The organism is Okeanomitos corallinicola TIOX110 (assembly GCF_038050375.1).
Taxonomy (GTDB): domain Bacteria; phylum Cyanobacteriota; class Cyanobacteriia; order Cyanobacteriales; family Nostocaceae; genus Okeanomitos; species Okeanomitos corallinicola.
The window spans coordinates 547,727-571,976 of the sequence record NZ_CP150886.1; the positions used below are offsets into that span (position 1 = coordinate 547,727).

A 24,250-nucleotide genomic window follows, 5' to 3' on the forward strand; every position below is an offset into this window, starting at 1 on the left:
AAATATCAGTTCTCAACTAACTTTTTAATCTAGGTGAATTTGGGATAAATCCAGATGTTAAACATGGAAAATTTTGAAACCCAGCTATTGATTACGGAACTTACCCCAGAAGCTACTGCTAACATTAATGGTGGTGGTGAGAAGGAAGGAGGTTTTGACTATAGTAGATATTTGCAAGCTTTGGGAATTTCCTACCTCAGTCCGCCAGGATTTGGTGAAATAACTGATAAGGAAGCAATGTTAGCACAATATCAAGGTTGGGAAGATTAGAAAAAATCTGTAGTTTCAGATTTGTTGACCTGAAAATTTGATCATTGCTGGTAAATATCACTTTTAATCCAATTTACTTTATATCATTGTCCAAACTTAGGTGCGTTACATTATCACTAACGCACCCTAAATATTGTCTATTTTAATATTGTTTTTATAACATATTCTATTGCCAAGTACAATTAATTGCTAACTCGGCATGATTTAATAATGTCTCTTTTTCTAATTCATAAACTGAATATTGGGGAGTTACTGCTAATAGGTTTTCAATTCTTGTTCTTGCTGTTTCTACAACTGTTTCACTCAAGCTACCATTGTTTAAACTATTCTCAAAATCTGCTGCTATTTTATAAGTTCTCTCTAATGTGGAAGAATTGATATTGCGAGATACTATAAATAAATCACAACCAGCATTAAAAGCCTTAGCTATTGTTCCTGACTGCATAAACATATCAGAAACTGCTTTCATATCTAAGTCGTCAGAAACAATTACACCCTGATAATTTAATTCTTGCCGGAGAATATGATTTAAAATTGTTTTTGATAAAGTCGCTGGAACTTCTGGATCAATTTGTGGGAATAATATATGTGCTGTCATAATTAATGGTATTTGTTCCCGAATGAGAGTTTGAAAAGGTATTAATTCCCGTTTTTGTAATTCTTCTAAACTGAGATTCAATATCGGTAACTCAACATGGGAATCTGTACTTGTGTCTCCGTGTCCAGGAAAATGTTTAGCACAACCAAGAATACCTACTTCTTTTAGTCCTTGGTAGTATTTAAGCGCACTTTGACTAGCTGTTTGAGGAGTTATACCAAAAGCACGAGAACCAATGATAGGGTTTTCAGGGTTGGAAAAAATATCAGCAACTGGGGAAAAGGAAAGATTAATACCTAATGATTTTAATTCTAGTGCCGTTGCTTTTGCTACCTTATAAGCTTGCGATCGCACCAAGTAAGCACAGGGAAAGCGAGTAATAGGTAATGGAGTTCTGACAACTCTTCCACCCTCATGATCTAAACTGGTAAACAGGGTATTCCGTTCAGTATATTCTCGTATTTGATTTAGTAAATTTTCAAAGTGTTCTAACCAAACCGGATAAGGTACACCATCCAAAAAGTTCTTACCAAAAAAAATTACACCTACAGGTTTTAACTCATTCAGCACCCGTTTATCATCATCACTGAGAGTTGTACCAGAAATACCAAGAATTAAATGATTACCAAATTTTTGTAAATGTTTCATATTCAAAAGTTCTAGGAGGCAGGAGTCAGGATAAATATTACCAATCACCAATCACCAGTCACCAATTTCCAAAAAGCCAGGTTAAATGTAACAGAATGCAAAGTATAATGAAAACGACAGAACAGTTAAGAAATATTGAAAACAGTAGGTTTAAATGCGAGTAGCTATCGCTGGTGCTGGTTTAGCAGGACTTTCCTGTGCGAAATATCTAATAGATGCAGGTCACACACCCATTATCTTTGAAAGTCGGGATGTACTAGGTGGTTTGGTGGCAGCATGGAAAGACTCTGACGGAGACTGGTACGAAACCGGTTTGCACGCTTTCTTTGGGGCATATCCCAATATGCTGCAATTGCTCAAGGAGTTAGGTATTGAAGACCGACTTCAATGGAAAGAGCATACACTGATTTTTAACCAACCAGATAAACCAGGGACACTATCACGTTTTGATGTTCCTGATATTCCCTCACCGTTTAACATCATTGCTTCCATCATAAATAACAATGATATGTTGACTTGGGAGCAAAAAATTCGTTTTGCCATTGGTTTGCTTCCGGCCATCGTTCGCGGTCAAAAATATGTTGAGGAGATGGATAAGTACAGCTTCTCAGAGTGGTTGAAAAGACAAGGTATAGGTGAACGAGTAGCCACTGATGTATTTATTGCAGCTTCTAAGGCACTCACCTTTATTAACCCTGATGAAGTATCCTCCACAATTTTACTAACCGCCCTCAATCGGTTTTTACAAGAACGTTACGGTTCAAAAATTGCCTTTTTAGATGGTTCTCCGACAGAGAGACTCTGCCAACCCATTGTTGATTACATTACCGCTGGGGGTGGAGAAGTGAAGCTTAATGCTCCCTTAAAAGAGATCGTGCTGAACTCAGATGGTACAGTCAAAGGGTTTTTGCTGCGGGGTTTAAACGGAGAAGCAGATGAATTAGTGACAGCAGACTTTTACGTATCAGCCATATCGGTTGACCCATTAAAAGTAATGTTGCCCAAACCTTGGCAGCAAATGGAATTTTTCCAAAAGCTAGAAGGTTTAGAAGGTGTACCAGTCATTAACCTCCATATGTGGTTTGATCGGAAGTTAACAGATATTGATCATCTCTTATTTTCGCGATCGCCACTCCTCAGCGTTTATGCTGATATGAGTAATACCTGTCGTGAGTATGCTAACCCTGATCGGTCAATGCTGGAATTAGTTCTTGCACCTGCCAAAGATTGGATTAGCAAATCTGATCAGGAAATTATCTCTGCTACTATGGCCGAGTTGGAAAAACTCTTCCCTGACCACTTTACAGGAGAAAACCCAGCCAAGCTGCTGAAATCTCACGTTGTGAAAACGCCACGTTCAGTTTACACAGCGACCCCTGGTCGTCAACAGTACCGCCCATCCCAAACAACTCCTATAGCTAACTTCTTTTTAAGTGGAAGTTATACCATGCAACGCTATTTAGGCAGTATGGAAGGCGCTGTACTTTCTGGTAAGCTAACAGCACAGGCGATCTCGGAAGCGCCAACGGTAGCAAACCCTTCCCACCTGCAAACGCCAACTCGACCGCCCGCAAAGAATGCTGCAACTGCCTGATTCCCCACCGCGCATGAAAACGCTGGTCTCTGTAGACGAGTCCTACAAACTTTGCCAAGAACTTACAGCCAAGTACGCCAAAACCTTTTACTTGGGTACATTGCTGATGAGTCCGGCAAAACGTCAATCTGTTTGGGCAATATACGCTTGGTGTCGCCGTACAGATGAATTAGTAGATGGTCCTGCTGCTGCTAGAACGACCCCAGAAACTTTAGAATTATGGGAAAAGCAGCTAGACTCAGTTTTTGCTGGACAACCATTAGATAACTACGATGTAGCTTTAGTAGATACCCTGCAACGGTTTCCACTGGAAATTCAACCCTTTCGGGATATGATCGCCGGTCAGCGCATGGATTTATACCGTAGTCGCTATGAAACTTTTGAGGATTTATATCTTTACTGCTACCGAGTAGCTGGTACAGTTGGCTTAATGTCAACTACCATTATGGGTGTAGATACCAGTATTTATACTGCCCCTTGGCATAGAAATCAACAACCTTATTTACCCATAGATGAAGCGATCGCCTTGGGTATAGCTAACCAACTTACTAACATTCTCCGTGATGTTGGTGAAGATGCACGTCGGGGTAGAATTTATCTACCTTTAGAAGACTTAGCTAAATTTAACTATAGCGAAGAAGAACTTTTCCGAGGTGTTTTAGATGACCGTTGGCGTGCATTGATGAAATTTCAAATTCAACGCGCCCGCGAATTTTATACTAAAGCAGATAGGGGAATTACTTATCTTGCCCCTGATGCCCGTTGGCCAGTTTGGGCAGCATCTATGCTCTATGGACAGATTTTAGATGTGATTGAGCGCAATGATTATCAAGTGTTTAGTCAACGTGCTTACGTTCCCCAGGTGCAAAAATTACGTACATTACCGGCAGCTTGGATGCGATCGCAAGTTTTATAAGTTGGGTATGGGGCATTGGGCATTGGGCATTGGTAAAAATCTTCCCCCCCTCTCCCCATCTCCCCCTCCTCCCTTATTTCACTGATAACTGAAAAAACTATTGACGAATAAAAAATACTCTGCTACTATTAGTTACTGTTACCTCTGGAGAGGTGGCTGAGTGGTCGAAAGCGGCAGATTGCTAATCTGTTGATGGAATCGTAAGGTCCATCCGAGGGTTCGAATCCCTCCCTCTCCGTTCGCAGCTAATAAATAGAATTTAAAAAACTCTGTAATCAAGACAAATTACAGGGTTTTTTGAGTATTTGAGCAATTGCCAATCTATCCAAACGTAAATGTTATTATTTATGATTTGAGGCTTGAAGAACTAGCAGCTAAACTAAAGGGTTAGTCTGCTGATTTTCAAGCTCCTCAACATGAGAGGAGTGAAAGGACAATATGCCAAAATCTAGTGTTTCCCTATTTCTGAGTTTAGTAACTGTGGTCAGCGGCTTATTAATGACCGCCTGTGAAAATACCACCACCACAACAGATACCAACACCACAACAACCCCATCAAGTAGTGCCAAAGGTTTAAAAATTGGGACTTTGTTACCAACGACTGGCGACCTAGCTTCCATTGGTCAACAGATGGCTGGTTCAGTTCCTTTACTGGTAGAAACCGTCAACGCTTGCGGTGGTGTGAATGGAGAATCAGTCACCCTCGTAGAAGTAGATGACCAAACCGACCCTAAAGTAGGTGCAGCAGGGATGACCAAACTCGCAACTGTAGATAAAGTCGGTGGTGTGGTTGGTTCTTTTGCTAGTAGTGTCTCTACCGCTGCGGTTTCCGTTGCTGTACCCAATCAAGTCATGTTAATTTCCCCTGGTAGCACCAGTCCCATATTTACGGAAAAAGCCAAAAACGGCGATTTTAAAGGATTTTGGGCGCGGACTTCTCCCTCAGATAACTACCAAGCTCCGGCTTTAGCTCAATTAGCTAATAAAAGAGGTTTTAAAAGAGTTTCCACAGTCGTCATCAACAATGACTATGGCGTAGCTTTTGAAAAAGCATTTGTAGACGCTTTTGAAAAATTAGGGGGAACAGTAATTAACAAAGATAAACCTGTTCGTTATGACCCCAAAGCTCAAACCTTTCAAACTGAAGCAGGTGCAGCATTTGCAGGTAAACCCGATGCTGTAGTAGCTGTGATGTATGCAGAAACAGGTAGTTTATTCCTGAAATCTGCTTATCAGCAAGGTTTAACTAAGGGTGTACAAATAATGCTCACTGATGGGGTAAAATCACCTGAATTCCCCGACCAAGTAGGTAAAGGAGCAGATGGTAAATACCTGTTATCTGGTGCAGTGGGTACAGTTCCTGGTTCTGATGGTAAAGCATTAGAGGCTTTTAATAAATTGTGGCAAGAGAAAAAAGGCGGTACACCAGGAGAATATGCACCTCAAGCTTGGGATGCAGCAGCTTTGTTAGTTTTATCCGCACAAGCTGCTAAAGATAATACAGGAGTTGGTATTGCTAGTAAACTCCGGGAAGTGGCTGGTGGAGAAGGTACAGAGGTTTCTGATGTCTGCGAAGGACTCAAGCTACTTCAAGAAGATAAAAAGATTAATTACCAAGGTGCAAGCGGTAATGTTGATGTAGATGCTAACGGTGATGTCGTCGGTGTATATGATGTTTGGACAGTGGGAGATGATGGCAAGATTACGGTCATAGACACTGTTAAAGCACAGTAAAGCTGTCAATGATGTAAATTAAAAGTTTAAATTAAATACGTCTATACTTTCATGTATGGCGTATTTTTTCTAGTTTTTGTATGCAACTGAGTTTTGCTTTCATCAAAATTTTTAAAAGTTGATTATTGATTTAATTTTTATTTTTCTTCTGATTCATCTCTAATATTAAAGTAGTGAAAAAGATTAGCAACTGTTAAATCTGATGCTTGTTGTCAATTAGAATTAACTAATGTTCTACCCCCTCTTCTGTTACTTTCCGATTTATCCTATTCATAAAAAGTTCTCAAGAGACGCAATATCAATTGATTCAGGTCTTGGTCATCTTGTGGAATTTCTATTCAGAAATGATAAAGCTTTTCAGAGAATGACAGAAGAGGGTTATTTTTTATGAGCAAAATTCGTTTTACCTAGGCCTTCCCAATGTAGTAATATATAGAACAGCTTCATCGGCAGGAATACCTAAAACATCATTCACCTGATCATCAAAAAAGCCACCGATACCGCTGACTCCTAAATTAAGGCTAATAGCTGCTAAATTAAGCTTTTGACCTAAATGACCAGCATCTAAATGTAAATAACGGTAAACGCGATCGCCATATTTATCAATTGCTGCCTTTAAATCAGCAGTATGAAAGATTACCGCTTTAGCATCCCTTCCTAGCTCCTGTCCCAAACAGAGAAAATGTAATTCCCGACGAAAATTTTTAAAGCGAATTTGTCTTAATTCTTGAGCTTTGGGTGCATAATAATAACAACCGGAATCAAGTCCTTTTACACCAGAAACAGCAATAAAAGTTTCAATTAAATTCAGATCAAAATAATCAGGAGTAGTATCTAAATTTTGCTCTAGATAATTTTCTGGTTGATAAGTAAAATCGAGTAAAGCCTTTAATTCATCAAAAGTCAAATTTTCATCACTATAAGCACGGGTAGAACGACGTTTATACATTGTATTTTCTAAACTGGAAAGATTTCTACCCCAGTCAATAGGTGTAGTAGCAGTAGAAAATTTTTCACAAAAAGGGAAATTATATTTATCTTCTAATGACTTTTCAGGTTTGACTAAGTTTAAATTTTTCTTACCTGTTTCTTCCGCTGTAATTTGAGTATGAAGATGAAAATATTTGAGCAGTTTACCATCAGGAATTGAGGGATATTCAATGTCTGTTGATGAAGGTAGTGCAGTTTTTCCCAAGGGTAAATTTTGTTTAATATCTAATAAATCAGCCAAAGCGATAACAACGGTTGCACCTTCTTGTTGAGGATCAATATACAGCATATTGTTGACAGCTTCATCAATAAAACCGCCAATTAAATGGGGACGAAAATCAGTTATTGCACCAGCTAATTCGATGTTACCTAAAAGATGCCCAGTATCGAGAAAAATGCGCCGATAAGCGCGGTCTTCATAGCGCCAAGCAGAACGATAAAAAACCGCAGTCGTAACAATAGCTAGTTGGGTACTTTCTAAACTAGGATGCCAGAAACAAGCACTTTGTAAATTTGTCCAGACATCACTTTCCCAAAACTGTTTTAAAGAATGAGTGCGACACTGATAGTTATAAAGTCCAGCCGGTAACAATGGTGTCCCACGGGAAACTAAATATACTTCTGCTGGATATAAACCCCCGGCACTAGGGGCAGACCGTAAATATACTGCACTACCCATAGATGGCATTTTGGCGGTGAGTCCATAGCTATGGAATAACAGCTTGGAGAGTCTTTGCCACCATTTAGCGTCTGAATTGTGAGTAAAAGTGTCTGGGTGTTCTTGTAAATAGGGTTTAAGGTCAAAATCAGAGCCAATTTTGTATTCTTTAAATGGTACAGGCTGTTTAGCCCAGTCTAGCTGCTGACTTTTTCCGGCCAAGGTTTCCGGGTCGTATTTAGTCCGCTCGTGGTAATGTTGAGCAATTGATTCGTATATTTCTGGCATAGTATTTTTAATATCCTCAAAAAGTTCTATTTTTTGATCTTGACATTCATCAGCTTAATTTTTTGTCTGAATGAGTAAAATTTTGGCAAGAGTAGAAAAGAATCGCAAATGACTATGAGTGAGCAAATGATACCTATACGTAAAACTCTATCAACCACTGATATTCACGTTTCTTATCTGGAATGGAACAAAGGTAAAGAACCGTTACTACTGTTACATGGTATGGCTGATAATGCCTTGGTTTGGTCTAGTTTAGGAGATTATTTAGCTTCTGAATATCACATTATTGCCCCAGATATGCGTGGTCATGGAGAGAGTAGTAAGCCTGAAAAAGATTATACCTTTGAAAGTGCGATCGCTGATTTAGAAGCATTAATGGATCATTTGGAATGGCCACAAACTCATGTTATTAGTCATTCTTGGACTGGTAAATTAGCCGCTATTTGGGCAAGATACAACCCAAAACGCTTAAAAAGTATCACTTTGGTAGATCCCATTTTTATCTGGAAAATGCCTAATCTGATGAAATTAACCTTTCCTTTTTTGTATAAAGTGTTGCCATTTCTCAAGACGATGGGACCATTTGCCAGTTATGAAGAAGCGGAGGAAAAAATCAAACAACTTAGTCAATTTCAAGACTGGAGTTATTTGCAACAGCAAGTTTTTCAAGCCGGAATTGAACAAAAAGCCGATGGAAGTTGGGGCAGTAAATTTACAATTGCCGCCCGTGATGGCATTTTTGATGCAGTAATTGAAGTTCCAGGTTTTATTAACCCTATTGAAACTCCTGCTTTATTTATTCAACCAGAGAGAGGTGTCAACCGCCAAGATTGGCAAATTAAACCTTACAAAACTAATTTAAAAAACCTCATTTTTAAAAAAGTGCCTGGAAATCATTGGCCATTTTTAACTAAACCAGAAGATTTTAATCAAACAGTTGCCGAGTTTTTAGCAGAGCATAAATAAATAAATAAATAAAAGTATTTGTAATTTGTAATTGGTAATTGCTAATTAGTCCTCTTAGAGGATGTTTTAAAAGTTTAGGGAGTCAAAAATTAAGCCAGTCACCTCACCAATAACATCGAGTTCATTTCCATACTACTTATTGAAGTTCAGAATGTGGGGTATAAAAAATTGAATTAGCAGAGATATCCTACAGCACTTACCAGTAAACTCCAAATACCCAAATTTCTCACCACCAAACCAAAGCTATAGCATATATTAGAAATGGTGGCTAATTGAAATCACGTCCATGAATGAACAACCCAATGCAGACTCATTAAACACGCCAACTGATGAACCAGAATCTAAGTCAAAACAGGATTCTTGGAAAAACCGCATTACTGCTGCTGTCAGTAAAACGACATCTAAATTAACTCAAGTTCTGCCTGTAGATCAGGTCAAACAGACCGTAGGACAATGGTTGAGTGTAAATGATGCTCAAGTTGCTGAGATTTTAGCCACTGTTCGTAATCAGTTACCGACTACAGAAGCTTTGTTGATAGGCAAACCCCAAACTGGTAAAAGTTCAATTGTTAGAGGTTTAACCGGGGTTTCTGAGGAGATTATTGGCCAGGGTTTTCGTCCTCATACTCAAAATACCCAACGTTATGCTTATCCTTCTAATGATTTACCATTGTTAATTTTTACAGATACAGTAGGTTTGGGAGATGTGAGTCAAGATACAGAAGTTATTATTCAAGAATTAATTAGTGATTTAGAAACAGAAGCTACAGGGGCTAGAGTTTTAATTTTAACTATTAAAGTTAATGATTTTGCTACGGCAAGTCTGCGGCAAATCATCCAAGAATTACGTAAAAAATATCCTTATATTCCTTGTCTTTTGGCTGTAACTTGTTTACATGAACTCTATCCTTTAGATGTAGCAGATCATCCTCATTATCCACCGGATTTTGAGGAAATTAATCGGGCATTTACAGAAATAAAAACTAATTTTTCGGGTTTATATGATCAGGCAGTTTTAATTGATTTTACGTTAAAAGAAGATGGTTATAATTCTATATTTTATGGTTTAGAAGCATTGCGAGATAATTTAGCCCAATTGTTGCCAGAAGCAGAGTCAAAAGCAATTTATCAGTTATTAGATCAGCAAGCGGGCGAGAAATTAGGTAACATTTATAGAGATACCGCTAGACGCTATATTTTACCCTTTTCAATTATGGCAGGTACTTTAGCTGCTGTACCCTTACCGTTGGCGACAATGCCAGTTTTAACAGCTTTGCAAGTTTCTATGGTGGGGTTATTGGGTAAATTATATGGTCAGACATTGACGCGATCGCAAGCTGGTGGTGTGGTGAGTGCGATCGCTGGTGGTTTTTTAGCGCAAGCTATAGCACGGGAATTAATTAAATTTATTCCTGGTTTTGGGAGTGTGATTGCTGCATCTTGGGCGGGTGCTTATACCTGGGCTTTGGGTGAAGCTGCTTGTGTTTATTTTGGTGATTTAATGGGTGGGAAAAAACCTGATCCGCAGAAAATTCAAAATGTGATGCAGGAAGCTTTTGAAGGGGCAAAGGAAAGGTTTAAAGGTATGAAAAGTGAGAATGAATAAAATAATTATTTTATGTTAAAATATCTGAAATTAATTTTTGCAATCATCGTCGAAATATGAAATTACCAGAATTAGAACAAGCAACTATAGATCGTGTTGTGGAAATGGCATGGGAAGATAGAACACCCTTTGAAGCTATAGAAATTCAGTTTGGTTTATCAGAAAAAGATGTCATTAAAATCATGCGTCGGGAAATGAAGGAATCTAGTTTTAAAATGTGGCGAAAACGGGTTACTCAGCGCCAAACTAAACATCTGAAAACCCGTGATTTCGTGGCAGGTAGGTTTAAGTCAGATAATCAGAAAACTTAACCATTCATCAATCAAGTAAGTTGAGATTTTTCATGGATTTTTCGTATTTTTAAAAGATAAAATCCCCAACTACTCTAAGAAATTGGGGAATATGATTGATGGTTTAATTGTGTTTGCTGCTAATTTATTTTTTTTATCATTTCTGTAATTTCTGCAACACTCAATTTCAAAACTTGGGCAATCTGTTCTGTACTTAAACCCAGTCTTAATAAACCAGGAATTGCTTCTAATTTAGCTTTAAGTTCTCCTTCCTCTCTACCTTCCTTTTTACCTTCTTGTAAAGCTTCTTGGTAAAATCTGGTTTGTTTTAAATCACTTAGTCCAAACATAGCTTCTATTTACTCCCTATTCATTCTTGGAAACTTATAAATTAAGATTGTTTCGATTAGTTCTAATAATTGCTGCTGTTGCTGTTGAGAATTTACCTCTTTTTTGGTACGGTTAATTAGTTCTCTGGCTTGACTAATGGCTTTTTGTTCATTGGCTATAATTAATTTTATTGTAGCAATACCAATGGGTAAGGGTAATGTTTCTTCTATTTCATCTAGATAAATTACTTTTACTCTTTGACTGATAAAAAATTCTTCATAATGTCTGATATCGCTTGTGTCTATACTGCGACTGGGGTAGATAATCACTGCTTTCCAGGGAGCATCCCAAATGTGTAAAAATAAAACCCGTCATTACGAGCGGAATGAAATGGAGGGAAGTAATCGCATATTAAGACTTTGAGATTGCTTGATTACGCTACGCTCCATTCGCAATGACTACTTATCATTTTTGTGAATTTGCAAAATTGGGATGCTCCCGCTTTCCAGTGGTTTTTGGGTTTGTTTTGACGGATGTAAAGAAATACTTCTGTAAAAGTCTACTGTAAAGGTCTGCATCTAATTGAAATTGCACTTCTAAAAAGTAAATGGAGTTTTCTGTATTTTCTTGAGGTAGAAAAACTCCATCTATCCTCAATGCTGTTTGTTTGACTTCAACTGATGCAAATTGGTAAAAATCGGCTAATTCGGGAGATTTATCAATAAGTTAAAAAAAATGCTGGGTATTTCTTGAAATAAGCGATAAAATATGGTATCTGTTTTCATTGTTTTTATAAAAAAATAAGTTTAAAGGCATCAATCAATTATTCCTGAATAATTCAGTTGAGAAATTAAAATTAAAAAACTAAATTTACTGACTAATTTTTATCTTCACTGATGACCAAAAATTAACTTATCAATACCATGAATTGAAGTTAATAATAGATTATCTTTTGGTTTAGCCAAACTGACCACAAACAGGTGCAATATATGTTAAAATTATAGCAAAATATGACAATTTTTCAAGATTGATTTGACATAATTTTGTATTTTGTCAAGTAAAAAGGCTAAAATCTACATTTTTTGGAGTTTTGCAGGTTATGACAACCTCACAGGAGCGGATTATCCCGACGGATTTGAGACAGGAAATGTCACAATCTTATCTGGAATACGCCATGAGCGTAATTGTTGGTCGGGCGCTGCCAGATGCCAGGGATGGTCTTAAACCTGTGCATCGTCGCATCCTCTATGCTATGCACGAATTAGGACTATTACACGATCGCCCCTTTAGAAAATGCGCTCGTGTGGTAGGGGAAGTGTTGGGTAAATATCACCCCCACGGTGATACGGCAGTATATGATGCTTTGGTGCGGATGGCACAGAATTTTTCCATGCGATCGCCCTTAATTAATGGTCATGGGAACTTCGGTTCTGTAGATAATGACCCCCCGGCGGCCATGCGTTACACAGAATGTCGTCTCCAAGCTTTGACCAGTTCTGCCCTCCTCCAAGATATTGAAGCAGAAACTGTAGACTTTATTGATAACTTTGATGGTTCTCAACAAGAACCTACAGTTTTACCATCCCGCATCCCCCAAATATTACTTAATGGTTCTTCGGGAATTGCGGTAGGGATGGCTACCAACATTCCTCCCCATAATCTCGGAGAATTGATTGATGGGTTAGTAGAATTAATTCACAACCCAGAAATCACAGATATGCAATTAATGCAGTATATTCATGGGCCAGACTTCCCTACGGGGGCGCAAATTCTGGGAACATCTGCCATTAAAGAAGCATATACCAGTGGTAGAGGTTCAATTACCATGCGGGGTGTGGCAACAATTGAAACCATTGAACAACGCAACAGACCGGAACGGGATGCAATAATTATTACCGAGTTGCCCTATCAAACCAACAAAGCGGCATTAATTGAAAAAATCGCCGAGTTGGTAAATGATAAAAGAATTGATGGTATTGCAGACATCAGAGACGAAAGCGATCGCGACGGGATGCGAATCGTGATTGAATTAAAACGGGATGCCTATCCTCGCGTAGTTTTAAACAACCTCTACAAACAAACTCCACTCCAATCCAACTTTGGCGCGAATATGTTGGCCTTGGTAAACGGAGAACCGCAAATTCTCACCCTGAAAAACTTCCTCAGCGTCTTCCTAGATTTTCGCATCGAAACTATTAACAGACGAACCCTTTATCAACTCCGAAAAGCACAGGAAAGAGATCATTTACTGCAAGGTTTATTAATTGCTTTATCACAATTAGATTCAATTATAAATCTCATTCGTAGCGCCCCAGATGCACCTACAGCCAAAGGTGAATTAATTAATAGTTATGGACTTTCCGAAGTTCAAGCCGATGCAATTTTACAGATGCAACTACGACGGTTAACAGCCCTAGAAGCAGATAAAATTCGCCTGGAACACGAAGAATTGCAAGTACAAATAGCAGACTTGCAGGATATTTTGGACAGAAGGGAACGGGTACTAGAAATCATTGAAAATGAAGTTACCCAAATCAAAACCCAATTTGCCACCCCCAGACAGACAATTATTACCCACGGAGAAGGGGACATAGATGACATTGACTTAATTGCCAATGAAAAAGTTCTGATTCTAGTCACAGAACAAGGTTACATTAAACGGATGCCCGTTAATACCTTTGAAGCTCAAAACCGTGCCACCAGAGGTAAAGCCGGTGCAAAAGTCAAAGATGATGATACCATCGAGCATTTCTTAACCTGCTGTGACCATGACAGTGTACTATTTTTTAGCGATCGCGGCGTAGTCTACAGCCTCAGAACCTATCAAATACCCCTGGGTTCTCGCACCAGCAGAGGTACACCCATCGTTCAGATGTTACCCATACCCAAAGAAGAAAAAATTACCTCCATCGTCCCCGTCAGCGAGTTTAGCGACGAAGAATATCTAGTCATGCTCACCAAAGGCGGTAACATCAAAAAAACCGCATTGGCAGCATTTAGCAACATTCGCTCTAACGGTTTAATTGCTATCTCCTTAGAAGAAGGTGATCAACTGCGTTGGGTCAGACGTGCCAGAGTAGAAGATAGTATTATCATCGGTTCACGTCATGGGATGGCCATTCACTTCCGTTGTACCCATGATCAACTACGTCCTTTAGGAAGAGCAACCCGTGGAGTAAAATCCATGAAACTCAAACCCGGTGATGAATTGGTAGGGATGGATATTCTTCCCGCTGCTATTCTCGAAACCTTAAATACAGAAACAGAAACAGAAATCGAAGAAGAAATCATCGAAATTGAGGAAACCACAGAAAACAGTGAAGAAACACTGGAAACACTAGAAAATCTGGAAACACTAGAAACTCCAGAAACGCCAAACAGCACCGGACCCTGGGTTTTAGTCATCACCATGGGAGGATATGGAAAACGCGTACCCGTGGGACAGTTCCGCCTCCAAAACCGTGCCGGACAAGGTTTAACAGCGACCAAATTCAAAAACCGCAAAACCAAAGACAAACTAGCTACACTGCGAATTGTCAACAGCGACGAAGAAATAATGATGGCTACAAATCGCGGTATTATCATTCGTCAGTCAGTCAATGCCATTTCTGTACAATCACGGACAGCAACCGGAGTCAGAGTACAACGTTTAGACGAAGACGACGCTATCACAGGCGTAGCAATAGTTCCCGCCGATGCTGGAGATGCTGAAGAAACAGAATAAGCAAATTAGGGAGACGTTTAAAATCTTACTCCCTTACCTAGTAGTATTAGCTAGTGGCATATCTATGGGGGTGACAGTTGCCCCCATTGGTGCATGGTTTTTAGGTTGGGTTTCCCTTGCACCCCTGTGGGTAATAGTTCTTAAATATACTAAAAAAGTAATCCTTCCTGCGTTGATTTGGGCGATCGCCTATCATGGTATCGCTCTTTTCTGGATCACTGGTATTCACCCCATGAACTGGTTAGGTGTACCCTGGTGGCCAAGTTTATTTATTACCATCTTTTGCTGGTCATTTATTAGCTGTTGGGGCGGTTTGTTAGTCTCCCTCTGGGCATTTCTGATGGTGCGGTTAGATAAACAAAAGCCCTGGTTACGGGTTTTAATTGGTACGGCTTTATGGTGTGGGTTGGAAAGTTTGTGGAGTTCTGGATCTTTATGGTGGAGTTCTTTATCTTACACTCAGTCTCCGCATAATTTGGTAATTTTGCATTTGGGGCAGTTGTCGGGGCCGAGTGCTGTGACGGCGGTTATTGTGGGGGTGAATGGGTTGGTGGCGGAGTCTTGGATTTATTTCGCGCAAAGGCGCAAAGAAGCAAAGAACGCAAAGGAAGAAAGGAAAACCTCTGTGTTCTCCGTGTCTCTGTGGTTCGTTAACTCTTATTCAATCTCAGCAGTAACACTATTAATTACCGCTCATGTTTTAGGGTTTGTTCTTTATTCTCAACCTTTACATAATCTCGAATATACGGGTTTTAAAATAGGGGTTGTTCAGGGGAATATTCCTAATGAGATTAAGTTGCTTCCCCAAGGATTTAGAGGTGCAGTTACGGGTTATACTAATGGGTATTTAACTTTAGCAAATCAAGGTGTAGATGGGGTTTTAACTCCTGAAGGTGCTTTACCTTTATATGAAAGTGATTTTAAAAATACACCTTTGTTAGATGCTATTCAAGAAAAGAAAGTAATTGCTTGGTTGGGTGGTTTTGGAAGGAGGGGAAAAAGTTATACTAATAGTTTGTTTGGTGTAGATAAAAAAGGCGAAGTTACTAGCAGGTATGATAAGTCTAAACTTGTGCCTTTAGGGGAATTTGTGCCTTTTGAGGAAATTATTGGCGGCTTGGTTCAACGGTTATCCCCTTTAGATGAACATCAAGTTCATGGGGCAAAAAATCAAGTTTTTGATACTCCTTTAGGGAGGGCAATTGTGGGTATTTGTTATGAGTCTGCGTTTTCGGAAATATTCAGATATCAGGCTTTTAATGGGGGACAATTTATTTTAAGTTCTTCTAATGATGCTCATTATACCGCAGCAATGGCAGATCAACATCATGCTCAGGATATTATGAGGGCAATTGAAACTGATAGATGGGCGGTGAGGGCAACAAATACTGGTTATTCTGCTTTTGTTGATCCCCGTGGGAGAACTTTGTGGAAGTCGGGATATAATGTTTTTGAAACCCATGCAGAAACTATTTATCCTCGTCAAACTCAGACTTTATATGTGCGTTTTGGGGATTGGTTGATGGTGGTTTTACTGGTGTTGGGGGTGTTGGGATTGCTACTCTAAATTGTATATGCTTTTTTCTTCTCCTACTGCTAATACTGCGGTTTAAAAATTGAAGTATAGCAGTAGTGTTAGGTTTCAGACTATCGTTTAAACTATCATCTATTTTTTTACGAAGTGATGATAAAAACATGATGTCATTGCCTAGATCATAAACTTCATGTCTTTGAAAGATAAATTCATAGATAATTCCTTCTAGTGATAACTGTAAATATTACTAATTAACTTTAGAGAAGTATGCGCCTACCTTTTGTAATGCTGCTTTGTAATCCTCCAATGGCATATTCTAAATGGGTTTCCACAGTCAATGATCATCATAGTTATTAACTAATTCTAGTTGATCTGGTATTTTAGTTCCAGCTTCTAAACGAGCCGCAGATAATACACAGATTAATTTTTCACGTTTACCATTTACCCGTACAGAAGCGGAAACAATTTTAAATTTAGTTCCCAAAAATCAGAGTTTATCAGCTTTTGATTTTAATGCAGATCGTGATTTTGCCACCAGTGCAAAACTGAGTGAATATAGAATTTTACATTTTGCAACTCATGGAATTTTAGATAGGGCTTGCTGAATAAATCTCAAAACATTACAGGTAAACGATTTTAGCGATTTTGACTTTCAAAAAATGCAAGCTTTGATGAGGTGAGAACTGAAAAACCTTGCATTTAATTCCTGCTTCAAGGAAAAATAGTTCCCATCCAACTCTTGAAACTGTCACCTGTCACCTGTCACCTGTCACCTGTCTCCACGACAAGACTTTATCAGCAAACCCTAGATAGTAAACAACCGGAGTTATCAGGTTTGGTTTTATCGTTGTTTGATGAAAACGGTAAATCAGAAAATGGTTTTTTAAGATTACATGATATTTTCAATTTAAACCTGTCCGCAGACTTGGTAGTTTTGAGTGCTTGTCAAACTGGTTTGGGTGAGGAAATAAAAGGTGAGGGTATGGTTGGTTTAACTACTGGTTTTATCTATGCTGGTAGTCCCAGGGTGGTGATGAGTCTGTGGAATGTGGATGATCAGGCGACTTCTGTATTGATGGGCAAATTGTATCAAAAAATGCTGCAAGGGGGCTTAAAACCGGCTACAGCGTTGCGAGAAGCGCAGATTGAGATGTGGCAAGATGAAAAATTTTCTAAACCTGATTTTTGGGCAGCTTTTACTGTACAGGGTGAGTGGAAATAGGGAAAAATATCAACTATGAATACTCCCATCAGGCATGATAGCCGCAGTCAAAAAAGTCTCACTCATATCTGTAGCATTTAAGTTAGCTCTGGTTAAATTTACCTCACACATATTGGCTTCACTTAAATCAGCACCTGTTAAATTTGCACCTTGTAAATCTGCTTTCCACATCCGCACACCACCCATTTTTGCCCCACTTAAATTTGCACCTTGCAAATTGGCAGCGGTAATTGATGCTTGATGTAAATTAGCATCACACAAATTTGCACCTGTTAATAAAGCACCACTCAAATCTGATTCATTTAAATGGGCATTAGTTAACACAGCTTGAGTTAAATCTGCACCACACAAAATTACTTCTGATAAATGGGCATTTTCTAGTTTTGCACCTCTAAGATTTGCTTTACTTAAATTTGCTCCTGTTAACGATGCACCAGTTAAGTTAGCACCGCTGAGGTCTGCTCTACTAAAATCTATCCCACCTAAGTTAGCTCCCTGTAAGTTTGATGAGGTTAATACTATACCGTTAAAGCTTCTTTCTCCTCTGGCATATCTAGTTAAAAGTTCCTGAATATTCATAGTTATTGAGTCCTTAGTCATTAGTTTTTTAATTTTTAATCTATGGCTTGGAATCATCTTCAAATATTGATAATTACTTAAAACTAAATAAAATTAAATAACTATAAGTCTTATGATTTTTAACTCATAAATATATGATAACTATAAATAATGGCATTATTAATAATGTTGATTAAACTTTTTGTAAACTCAGCAAGTCAAGTCATGGCTTTTTACATAAGGTACTGGAAATGGTTTATTTAACCTTAAAAAAATTTAAATTTGATTTAAAAAAGTGGTTAAAAAAAGTTATTGAAAAAATCCGACTAGCATGAACATTCACAGACGGGGAATTACTAGCCGGAATTCGTTCTATTTGTTTATAGCTAAATAACGTTTAGCGTTTTACTACTTAGATAAGTAGACAGTGTTGCTAAGATATTATACTGCTATTCTTAATATTCTTTTTAAGAATAACTATTTCGTCGGTTATCCTCCCGTGGTTTGGCTTTGTTAACTCTTAGTTGACGACCCATCCATTCTGCACCGTCTAATTCTGTAATGGCAGTATCTTCTTGTGCATCTTCAGTCATTTCAACAAAGGCAAATCCGCGTACCCTTCCGGTTTCACGGTCAGTAGGTAAGACAACTCTTTTTACCTCACCATAATCAGCAAACACGGCTTTTAAGTCTGCTTCAGTAGCGCTGTAAGCGAGATTTCCAACGTAGATAGTCATTATTAGTCACGTAATTTTCAACAAAAAGCGATAATTCAGTAATAAATTGGAACGTAGCAAATTTTAAGCCTTGCATAGTTACCTGTGATTTATAGATGGCAAAAATGGCAGGATACTAGCTATCCAGGTTACTAGATCCAAGTACCCAATTTGCCATCAGACTGAACACACGCATCTGCCAATTATGATAACTGATTGTGACATTTTCCAAAGTATGGGATTTTACAAAGAAATATAATATAAATTTATATGCTTTCACATATCTAAAATGAGCTTGTCCTAAGTTGACAATTTTATCGTCAAAAATAGACTTATGTTGACAAACATTGACATAAGTTAGCTAAGAAAAATCCCAACTTGATGTATAATCCTAGTATATCAAGTATTGAATAAGACTATTACCGACGCGAAAACCAAGCATTGATAGTGGTAGTCTGTTTCCAAATCTTAACTTGAGAAAGTCGCGTTGGGCTACAGCGTGCAAGTCTACCGAGGGATAACCGCTCCCATGCTCCCATTGAAGTAGAAAGTAAAGTCTAGCTTTGTCTAGGTTTTATATAGCAGGTGTAATAACAGCCGTCAAAATTGAGATTTCAGTGAAATTATCATTGTTGCGGATTTTAACCGTTAACTGTTGAAGGCTAACGGTTAAAAATTTATTAGTCAATGGAAATTCTTTGAGGCCCAGAGGTCTTAGCATTCTCCGCTTCAGGAATGACTTTAGAGCAACCCTCTGAATTATGATGCTTATTTAGCCAGGTTTTCACAGGATCTTCGTTTAAGTTGAGTCGGAGAACACCAGAGACAAACCCACCTGTAAATGATACTGGATGCTGGGTTAGTTCTTTAAATAGAGGTGATAATTCACTAATAAACATTACCGTCTCCACGTATTGTCGTAAAAATTATTAATTCTTTACTAATTTTAACAGATTCTTCAGCAGTAACAAACCATAGCTGTGATGTAAATTGATGTTCAACCTGTATTAGCATACAATAGGCAACTTTAATAACTAAATTAACATGACTAGCAACTGGGAAAACTTCCTGAAAAATGTAGGTGAATGGCGAGGTTCGTTTACACAAATATCTCCCGATGGTGAAATATTAGATTCTACTCCTAGTATTTTAAATTTAGAAGCCTTTGATAATAATCAGGGTGTAATGTTTAGAATTAGACGTTTTGGAAAAGATAGTGATGATAGTTCTCCTATTCAAGATTATCAACAGGAATATCGCTCTATAGGTAGACAGAATATCTTTTTTAATAACGGATCTTTTTCTAAAGGGACATTACAACTAGCACCATTTACAGAATTTGGAGCAGAATATGGCTTTGTGGATAATGATAGGCGATCGCGTTTAGTTCAATTATTTAATAAAGAAGGAAAATTCACTAATTTAACCTTAATTAGAGAATTTCGCAGTCATAAAGATGCCAAAGAACGCCCACAATTAACCGTAGAACAATTAATTGGTAACTGGGAAGGAAAAGCCCACACAGTATATTCTGATTTGAGGCCATCCGAAAACTATACAAGTTATTTAGAAATTAAAGAAATAGGTAACGGATATTTAGAACAGAAGTTATCTTTTGCATCCCAAACTATTACTTCAAAAGCCAAAATGGCAGATAAAAAACTAATCTTTGAAAAAGAAGGAAGCACACAAGAAATATTATTATTACCCGATGGTATTTCCAGTAATGTTCCCTTACAACTACAAATGAGAAAACCCTTTTTTGTAGAAGCAGGATGGTTAGTAAGAGACAATGAACGCCAACGCTTAATTCGTACTTACAACGAAACAGGTGAATGGGTTAGCTCAACTCACGTCATTGAATATAAAACCAATTAAAGATTTTCCCTTTCTCTGTGTCCTCCGTGCCTCTGTGGTTCATGAAAAATTAAAACATGATCAGGAATGAACCACGAAGACAGGAAGGACACGAAGGCAAAAAGAAATTATGATGAGGGCGTTTGTTCAGGGAACATACACTTATCAGAATCACAACCGCTAGGTCCGGCTTCCGTCATTTCTCCCAAATCATAACGACTTAGAGCGCCACAGAAATCATCGGTTTTCCGCCGTACTTTTACTTCAGCAGACAAACGCTCATAAGTGACTTTGTCTATAGGTTCAAAGGGTAAACGGGGGAATGTTTGAATATCATCAAACCGCGCTAATAAAGCCGCAGAAATGTAACCTTCATCATTTTGAATGGCTTCATAAATCCGTGTTCCCAAGGATTCAACTTCTTCAGAACGTAATTCTAAAGTCGCCGAAGTGTTATGGGTAGTGTAGTATTTTTGCACCTGCATGACAAAATCTAACTGTGCCAATACAGAAAACTTAGATACATCAATTTTATCTGCACCGGGTAAATCTGCCCAAGAAACAGCCACGGGTATTTCTACTAACCATTCTGTACAACGAGGATCAAAAGGATCATTAAGTAAGTTACCTTTTTCATCTTTGTCAGATTGGGAAGGAATGACATTATAACCATAGTCTATACAAGCTAGAGCTACAGGGTCATTTTTACCGAAGGTGATGCGACGAATGAATCTTTGGGCTTTGGGGGGATGCCAACCAGAACTAGCACCGGTCAAGAGAGATTTTGTCCCGCTGGGTTGCACAGTTGTACAGCGGTTGGGGCGTTTAATTCCATGCTTGTCGCAATATTCCCACACAGCTTGATGTACTATTTCTCTCCATTTGCTGAGATATTTTTGCTCACCACGTTTAAATATCAATCCTTCCTCGGTTTCAGGTCTTCCTGCTTCCCACCAACGCAACCAGTCCACACCAAAAGCATGAACGAAGAAGTCAAATAAACCGGTGAAGGAAACGCCGACAATGGGATCAAGTTCCCGACTGTATTGATAGCGGGGTTCTTGGAATTGATGGTTTAATAATGCAGCAACAGATAAAGCACCTGCTTTAAATGCTTCTTCTTGTTCTTTGTAGTTATCGGGGTCTAGTTGGTTTAAGTGTACCTCTGACAAATTACAGTGAAAATTGCTACCTATAATTTCTCCGCACGGGTTTAATCCAAACCTACCTAATCTATGTTCTAGCTCATCAGCATCAATTTCAGGATGGTATTTTTTTATCCATTGCTCTGCTTTTCCTTGCTCGTAAGCTTGCAAAAAGTCTGTTTTCAATTCTGCTGTGTTGAGTAAATCAATATTAGCTCTAGCGACTGCTTCACCAGCCCATTGAATTGCTCCTTCACCGCTATAATACTGCTTTTGAACTGCTGCAATAGATTCTTCTAGAGTAGGTTTATGGTGAAATACTCGGCTATGATTGGCCATCCGCAAAGAATCACGTTCTGGATCTATGCGCCAGTTGCCTTCTGCGTCTTGTTGCCATAGATTATCTTTGGCAGTTGCGCCTTGTTGGTCTTCGGAAACGAACTGTCTCATGCCAGCACTGTTAGAGACTAAAATACCTTCACAGACAAATTCGTGAACAGTTGCAACTTCAATATCATAAGTAGGTGCAGAACGTACATTTAGTTCAACCCCTAAAACTTTCACTGGAACTAAATCAGTTGCTTCGGGAAGATATTTTTTCATGGTGGGGAGAGTCATCTGTTGATGAATCGCACCCCAGTGATATTGAGTGGTGTTAATAATAGGACGAACCATAGCTTTCGGGAAGCCGTGGTCTTGAAATGATTTAGGGGTCTGGCGTTTTTGGATGGAAAACTGAATGGAATACTTTGAGAAGAAGTTTTCAACAGCTTTGAATGCGGCTCCACCAACTGTGACTAATTCGCCTTCCCATTTGCCAGTACGCTTGCGAATTGAACCACCCAACCGGACTGTGATTCCCAGAGATGCGTAAAGTGATTGCACTTGCTGCAAAAATCGCTGGTGAATTGACGCTACTAAGACCCCTTGAGAATGACACCCATCAGCATCAGCAAGACCAGCTAGGTAGGCTTTGCGAATATCTGCTGTACCCAATAGAATGCAATCAGGAATATTTAATCGTTGGAATGCTTGCTTAAATAATTTAAGATATTGATTCAAAGCTGATGAGTTGAATTGTAGCTCGTAGGCTTTGGTTTGGCACTGTTCGGGTGTTCGCAGTGTGTAAGTTTCTAAACCAAATTCGCTCCCAACTGCAATTAAACGTTCCAAAATCTTGGGGCTATCTTCATGAACCCGAAATCTAACTCTTGACCCGTCAGAGCTAACTGAGCCATCACCGTGCAAATAGCCGATGAAGTAAGCAACATCAGGAGTAAGAGCAGGAACGGTGATTTTTTTGGTTTTACCTTGGATTTTACCGCGAAACTCAGGCAGTTCAGTGGGTGTGCCAGGTATAGCTTGTGGTACAAACACCAAGCGATCGCCAGATTGTAAATCTTGAGCCTTGACCATTTTATAATTGCCGTACACATCTGTAAAAACGGCAACTTTATGATCGGCTGTACATTCAAAACTACCATCTTGAGTTTGAATGCGACAAAGGGATTGCTCACCTTGAACAAAGAAGTTAGTAACAGGATAAAAACCCTTGCTGGTGAGAACGCGATCGCCTACACGCACCTTAGCAATGGGAACTAAACCCGCTTCTGTATGAACTAAGGCATCTTCAGGAAGACAGCGCCGAATATTTCCTGCAACAATCGTGACAGCAGCTTCATCAATTAACAAACAGCATTCAACTGAGTTTAATTGTCTACCTAAAGCCTTATTGAGAATGGAGGCACAACGCTGATACAATCCAGGTAATTTTACAGGATTAGCCATACCGCCAAAGCCTTTGAGGGTTTCCCCAGATTGACGGACATCGCTAATATCAACAATTACTTCTACATCGCCTGTAAAGCGTTCATCGCTGGCAAGTTCTAAAAGGGTTTGATAGGATTTTACCCAACCTTCCCGACTGTCTCCCACATGGATAGTCGCGGTGTTAGCTTCTATATCGGTTTGTGTAAATTCACGACGCTGTTCTTGGGGTGTGCTGCCAATTTCACCTGTGATGGTAATATTTAAGCGATTACGGATAGATGGCAGTTGATTAATATACTGTGGTTCGATGATAGCACCAGTGCCACAGCCCATCATGGCTAAGTCCATCATCAAAGCAAAGGCTTTCCAGTCTACCAAGTTGGTAGAAGTGCAGTTATAAGCACCAGAGAAATTTTTGGTTTTGGCTAACCAGTCCGTCCCGCCAACCCATAACCAACGGCCACTGGGTAAGGACTTCATGTTACGTTGCATTTTATCTAAAAGGGTGGCTTCTTCACGGGTGAGTTTTCCCAGTTCGACTAAGCCTTTAAGAGTGCGATCGCATACCTGATCATAACTTTCCCTTAAACCAGCGGCTGTTCGACGGCTGTAAGTTCTAAAAAACACAGGATTGGCTGCTGGAGCAGTTTCGGGAAAAGATGCACTCTGACGTTTACGTTCCAGTTCTTGAACCATAGTTCGGTTTTGTTGCTGACTAACAAATTAAGACTATAACGCCAAGTAGTTAGAGGATGGAAGATTGCTAAATTTGCCACTTGGTGCTATATCTAATTTTGTGTAAATTATGACTATATTTTAGTTTAAGTACAAAACCC

General features: G+C 38.9%; 18 protein-coding genes, 1 tRNA gene and 3 pseudogenes. 13 read left to right on the forward strand and 9 right to left on the reverse strand.

Features of this window, described 5'->3' with window-relative positions; genetic code table 11:
* Nucleotides 1-54: 54 nt before the first annotated feature.
* On the forward strand, nucleotides 55-270 hold the full coding sequence (locus WJM97_RS02255) for a hypothetical protein (RefSeq protein WP_353931438.1): 216 nt from the start codon (nucleotides 55-57) through the stop codon (nucleotides 268-270).
* 166 nt (nucleotides 271-436) lie between these two features.
* On the opposite strand, the gene nagZ is transcribed toward WJM97_RS02255, so the two are convergent.
* Entirely contained in the window at nucleotides 437-1,516 is a 1,080-nt protein-coding gene (gene nagZ, locus WJM97_RS02260; RefSeq protein ID WP_353931439.1) for a beta-N-acetylhexosaminidase, read from the reverse strand.
* A gap of 154 nt (nucleotides 1,517-1,670) precedes the next feature.
* Between nagZ and pds the strand changes: the two genes are divergently transcribed.
* The 4 genes from pds (at nucleotide 1,671) to WJM97_RS02280 (ending at nucleotide 5,760) form a co-directional block, all read left to right on the forward strand.
* The gene (gene pds, locus WJM97_RS02265) at nucleotides 1,671-3,110 is read left to right on the forward strand and encodes a 15-cis-phytoene desaturase (RefSeq protein ID WP_353931440.1); all 1,440 of its coding nucleotides are present in this window, start codon (nucleotides 1,671-1,673) and stop codon (nucleotides 3,108-3,110) included.
* Nucleotides 3,094-4,026 (forward strand): 15-cis-phytoene synthase CrtB, encoded by a 933-nt coding sequence (gene crtB, locus WJM97_RS02270; protein WP_353931441.1) that lies wholly within the window; start codon nucleotides 3,094-3,096, stop codon nucleotides 4,024-4,026. Before pds ends, crtB begins: the two co-directional genes overlap by 17 nt.
* A gap of 146 nt (nucleotides 4,027-4,172) precedes the next feature.
* Nucleotides 4,173-4,264, forward strand: a tRNA-Ser gene (locus WJM97_RS02275).
* A gap of 200 nt (nucleotides 4,265-4,464) precedes the next feature.
* Nucleotides 4,465-5,760, forward strand: a complete 1,296-nt coding sequence (locus WJM97_RS02280; protein WP_353931442.1) for an ABC transporter substrate-binding protein — start codon at nucleotides 4,465-4,467, stop codon at nucleotides 5,758-5,760.
* A gap of 403 nt (nucleotides 5,761-6,163) precedes the next feature.
* Here the strand turns inward: WJM97_RS02280 and WJM97_RS02285 are convergent, their stop codons facing one another.
* Nucleotides 6,164-7,696: a SagB/ThcOx family dehydrogenase gene (locus WJM97_RS02285; protein ID WP_353931443.1), complete on the reverse strand. Its 1,533-nt coding sequence runs from the start codon at nucleotides 7,694-7,696 to the stop codon at nucleotides 6,164-6,166.
* A 126-nt stretch (nucleotides 7,697-7,822) separates the two neighbouring features.
* Between WJM97_RS02285 and WJM97_RS02290 the strand changes: the two genes are divergently transcribed.
* The 3 genes from WJM97_RS02290 (at nucleotide 7,823) to WJM97_RS02300 (ending at nucleotide 10,579) form a co-directional block, all read left to right on the forward strand.
* The gene (locus WJM97_RS02290; RefSeq protein ID WP_353933087.1) at nucleotides 7,823-8,662 is read left to right on the forward strand and encodes an alpha/beta hydrolase; all 840 of its coding nucleotides are present in this window, start codon (nucleotides 7,823-7,825) and stop codon (nucleotides 8,660-8,662) included.
* Between the two features lie 286 nt (nucleotides 8,663-8,948).
* Nucleotides 8,949-10,268, forward strand: coding sequence for a DUF697 domain-containing protein (locus WJM97_RS02295; RefSeq protein ID WP_353931444.1), 1,320 nt, complete (start codon nucleotides 8,949-8,951; stop codon nucleotides 10,266-10,268).
* Nucleotides 10,269-10,324: 56 nt separating this feature from the next.
* Nucleotides 10,325-10,579 carry a TIGR03643 family protein gene (locus WJM97_RS02300; protein WP_353931445.1) on the forward strand — a complete coding sequence of 85 codons (255 nt, stop codon included), beginning with the start codon at nucleotides 10,325-10,327 and terminating at the stop codon, nucleotides 10,577-10,579.
* A gap of 119 nt (nucleotides 10,580-10,698) precedes the next feature.
* Here WJM97_RS02300 and WJM97_RS02305 read toward each other — a convergent pair.
* Nucleotides 10,699-11,226, reverse strand: a pseudogene (locus WJM97_RS02305) (Rpn family recombination-promoting nuclease/putative transposase); the annotation flags it as partial.
* 161 nt (nucleotides 11,227-11,387) lie between these two features.
* A pseudogene (locus tag WJM97_RS02310) lies at nucleotides 11,388-11,673 on the reverse strand (Rpn family recombination-promoting nuclease/putative transposase); the annotation flags it as partial.
* Between the two features lie 314 nt (nucleotides 11,674-11,987).
* Between WJM97_RS02310 and gyrA the strand changes: the two are divergent.
* The gene (gene gyrA / locus WJM97_RS02315) at nucleotides 11,988-14,612 is read left to right on the forward strand and encodes a DNA gyrase subunit A (protein WP_353931446.1); all 2,625 of its coding nucleotides are present in this window, start codon (nucleotides 11,988-11,990) and stop codon (nucleotides 14,610-14,612) included.
* Nucleotides 14,593-16,179, forward strand: a complete 1,587-nt coding sequence (lnt, locus tag WJM97_RS02320; protein ID WP_353931447.1) for an apolipoprotein N-acyltransferase — start codon at nucleotides 14,593-14,595, stop codon at nucleotides 16,177-16,179. The genes gyrA and lnt overlap by 20 nt, the downstream gene beginning before the upstream one ends.
* Nucleotides 16,180-16,480: 301 nt before the next feature.
* Here lnt and WJM97_RS02325 read toward each other — a convergent pair whose 3' ends face one another.
* Nucleotides 16,481-16,630, reverse strand: coding sequence for a hypothetical protein (locus tag WJM97_RS02325; protein ID WP_353931448.1), 150 nt, complete (start codon nucleotides 16,628-16,630; stop codon nucleotides 16,481-16,483).
* Here WJM97_RS02325 and WJM97_RS02330 point away from each other — a divergent pair.
* Together WJM97_RS02330 and WJM97_RS02335 are read left to right on the forward strand one after the other, a co-directional pair.
* Nucleotides 16,566-16,751: a CHAT domain-containing protein gene (locus WJM97_RS02330; RefSeq protein WP_353933088.1), complete on the forward strand. Its 186-nt coding sequence runs from the start codon at nucleotides 16,566-16,568 to the stop codon at nucleotides 16,749-16,751. The two genes, WJM97_RS02325 and WJM97_RS02330, sit on opposite strands and share 65 nt — an antisense overlap.
* 200 nt (nucleotides 16,752-16,951) lie before the next feature.
* Nucleotides 16,952-17,368: pseudogene (locus WJM97_RS02335) on the forward strand (CHAT domain-containing protein); the annotation flags it as partial.
* Between the two features lie 9 nt (nucleotides 17,369-17,377).
* Here WJM97_RS02335 and WJM97_RS02340 read toward each other — a convergent pair.
* From WJM97_RS02340 to WJM97_RS02350, 3 genes are all read right to left on the reverse strand, one after another.
* Nucleotides 17,378-17,947: a pentapeptide repeat-containing protein gene (locus tag WJM97_RS02340; RefSeq protein ID WP_353931449.1), complete on the reverse strand. Its 570-nt coding sequence runs from the start codon at nucleotides 17,945-17,947 to the stop codon at nucleotides 17,378-17,380.
* Between the two features lie 446 nt (nucleotides 17,948-18,393).
* On the reverse strand, nucleotides 18,394-18,663 hold the full coding sequence (locus WJM97_RS02345; RefSeq protein ID WP_353931450.1) for an RNA-binding protein: 270 nt from the start codon (nucleotides 18,661-18,663) through the stop codon (nucleotides 18,394-18,396).
* A 659-nt stretch (nucleotides 18,664-19,322) separates the two neighbouring features.
* Nucleotides 19,323-19,541: a hypothetical protein gene (locus WJM97_RS02350; RefSeq protein ID WP_353931451.1), complete on the reverse strand. Its 219-nt coding sequence runs from the start codon at nucleotides 19,539-19,541 to the stop codon at nucleotides 19,323-19,325.
* 145 nt (nucleotides 19,542-19,686) lie between these two features.
* Between WJM97_RS02350 and WJM97_RS02355 the strand changes: the two genes are divergently transcribed.
* Nucleotides 19,687-20,520: a DUF3598 family protein gene (locus tag WJM97_RS02355; RefSeq protein WP_353931452.1), complete on the forward strand. Its 834-nt coding sequence runs from the start codon at nucleotides 19,687-19,689 to the stop codon at nucleotides 20,518-20,520.
* A 107-nt stretch (nucleotides 20,521-20,627) separates the two neighbouring features.
* Here WJM97_RS02355 and nrdJ read toward each other — a convergent pair whose 3' ends face one another.
* Nucleotides 20,628-24,110: a ribonucleoside-triphosphate reductase, adenosylcobalamin-dependent gene (nrdJ, locus tag WJM97_RS02360; protein ID WP_353931453.1), complete on the reverse strand. Its 3,483-nt coding sequence runs from the start codon at nucleotides 24,108-24,110 to the stop codon at nucleotides 20,628-20,630.
* Nucleotides 24,111-24,250: the final 140 nt, after the last annotated feature.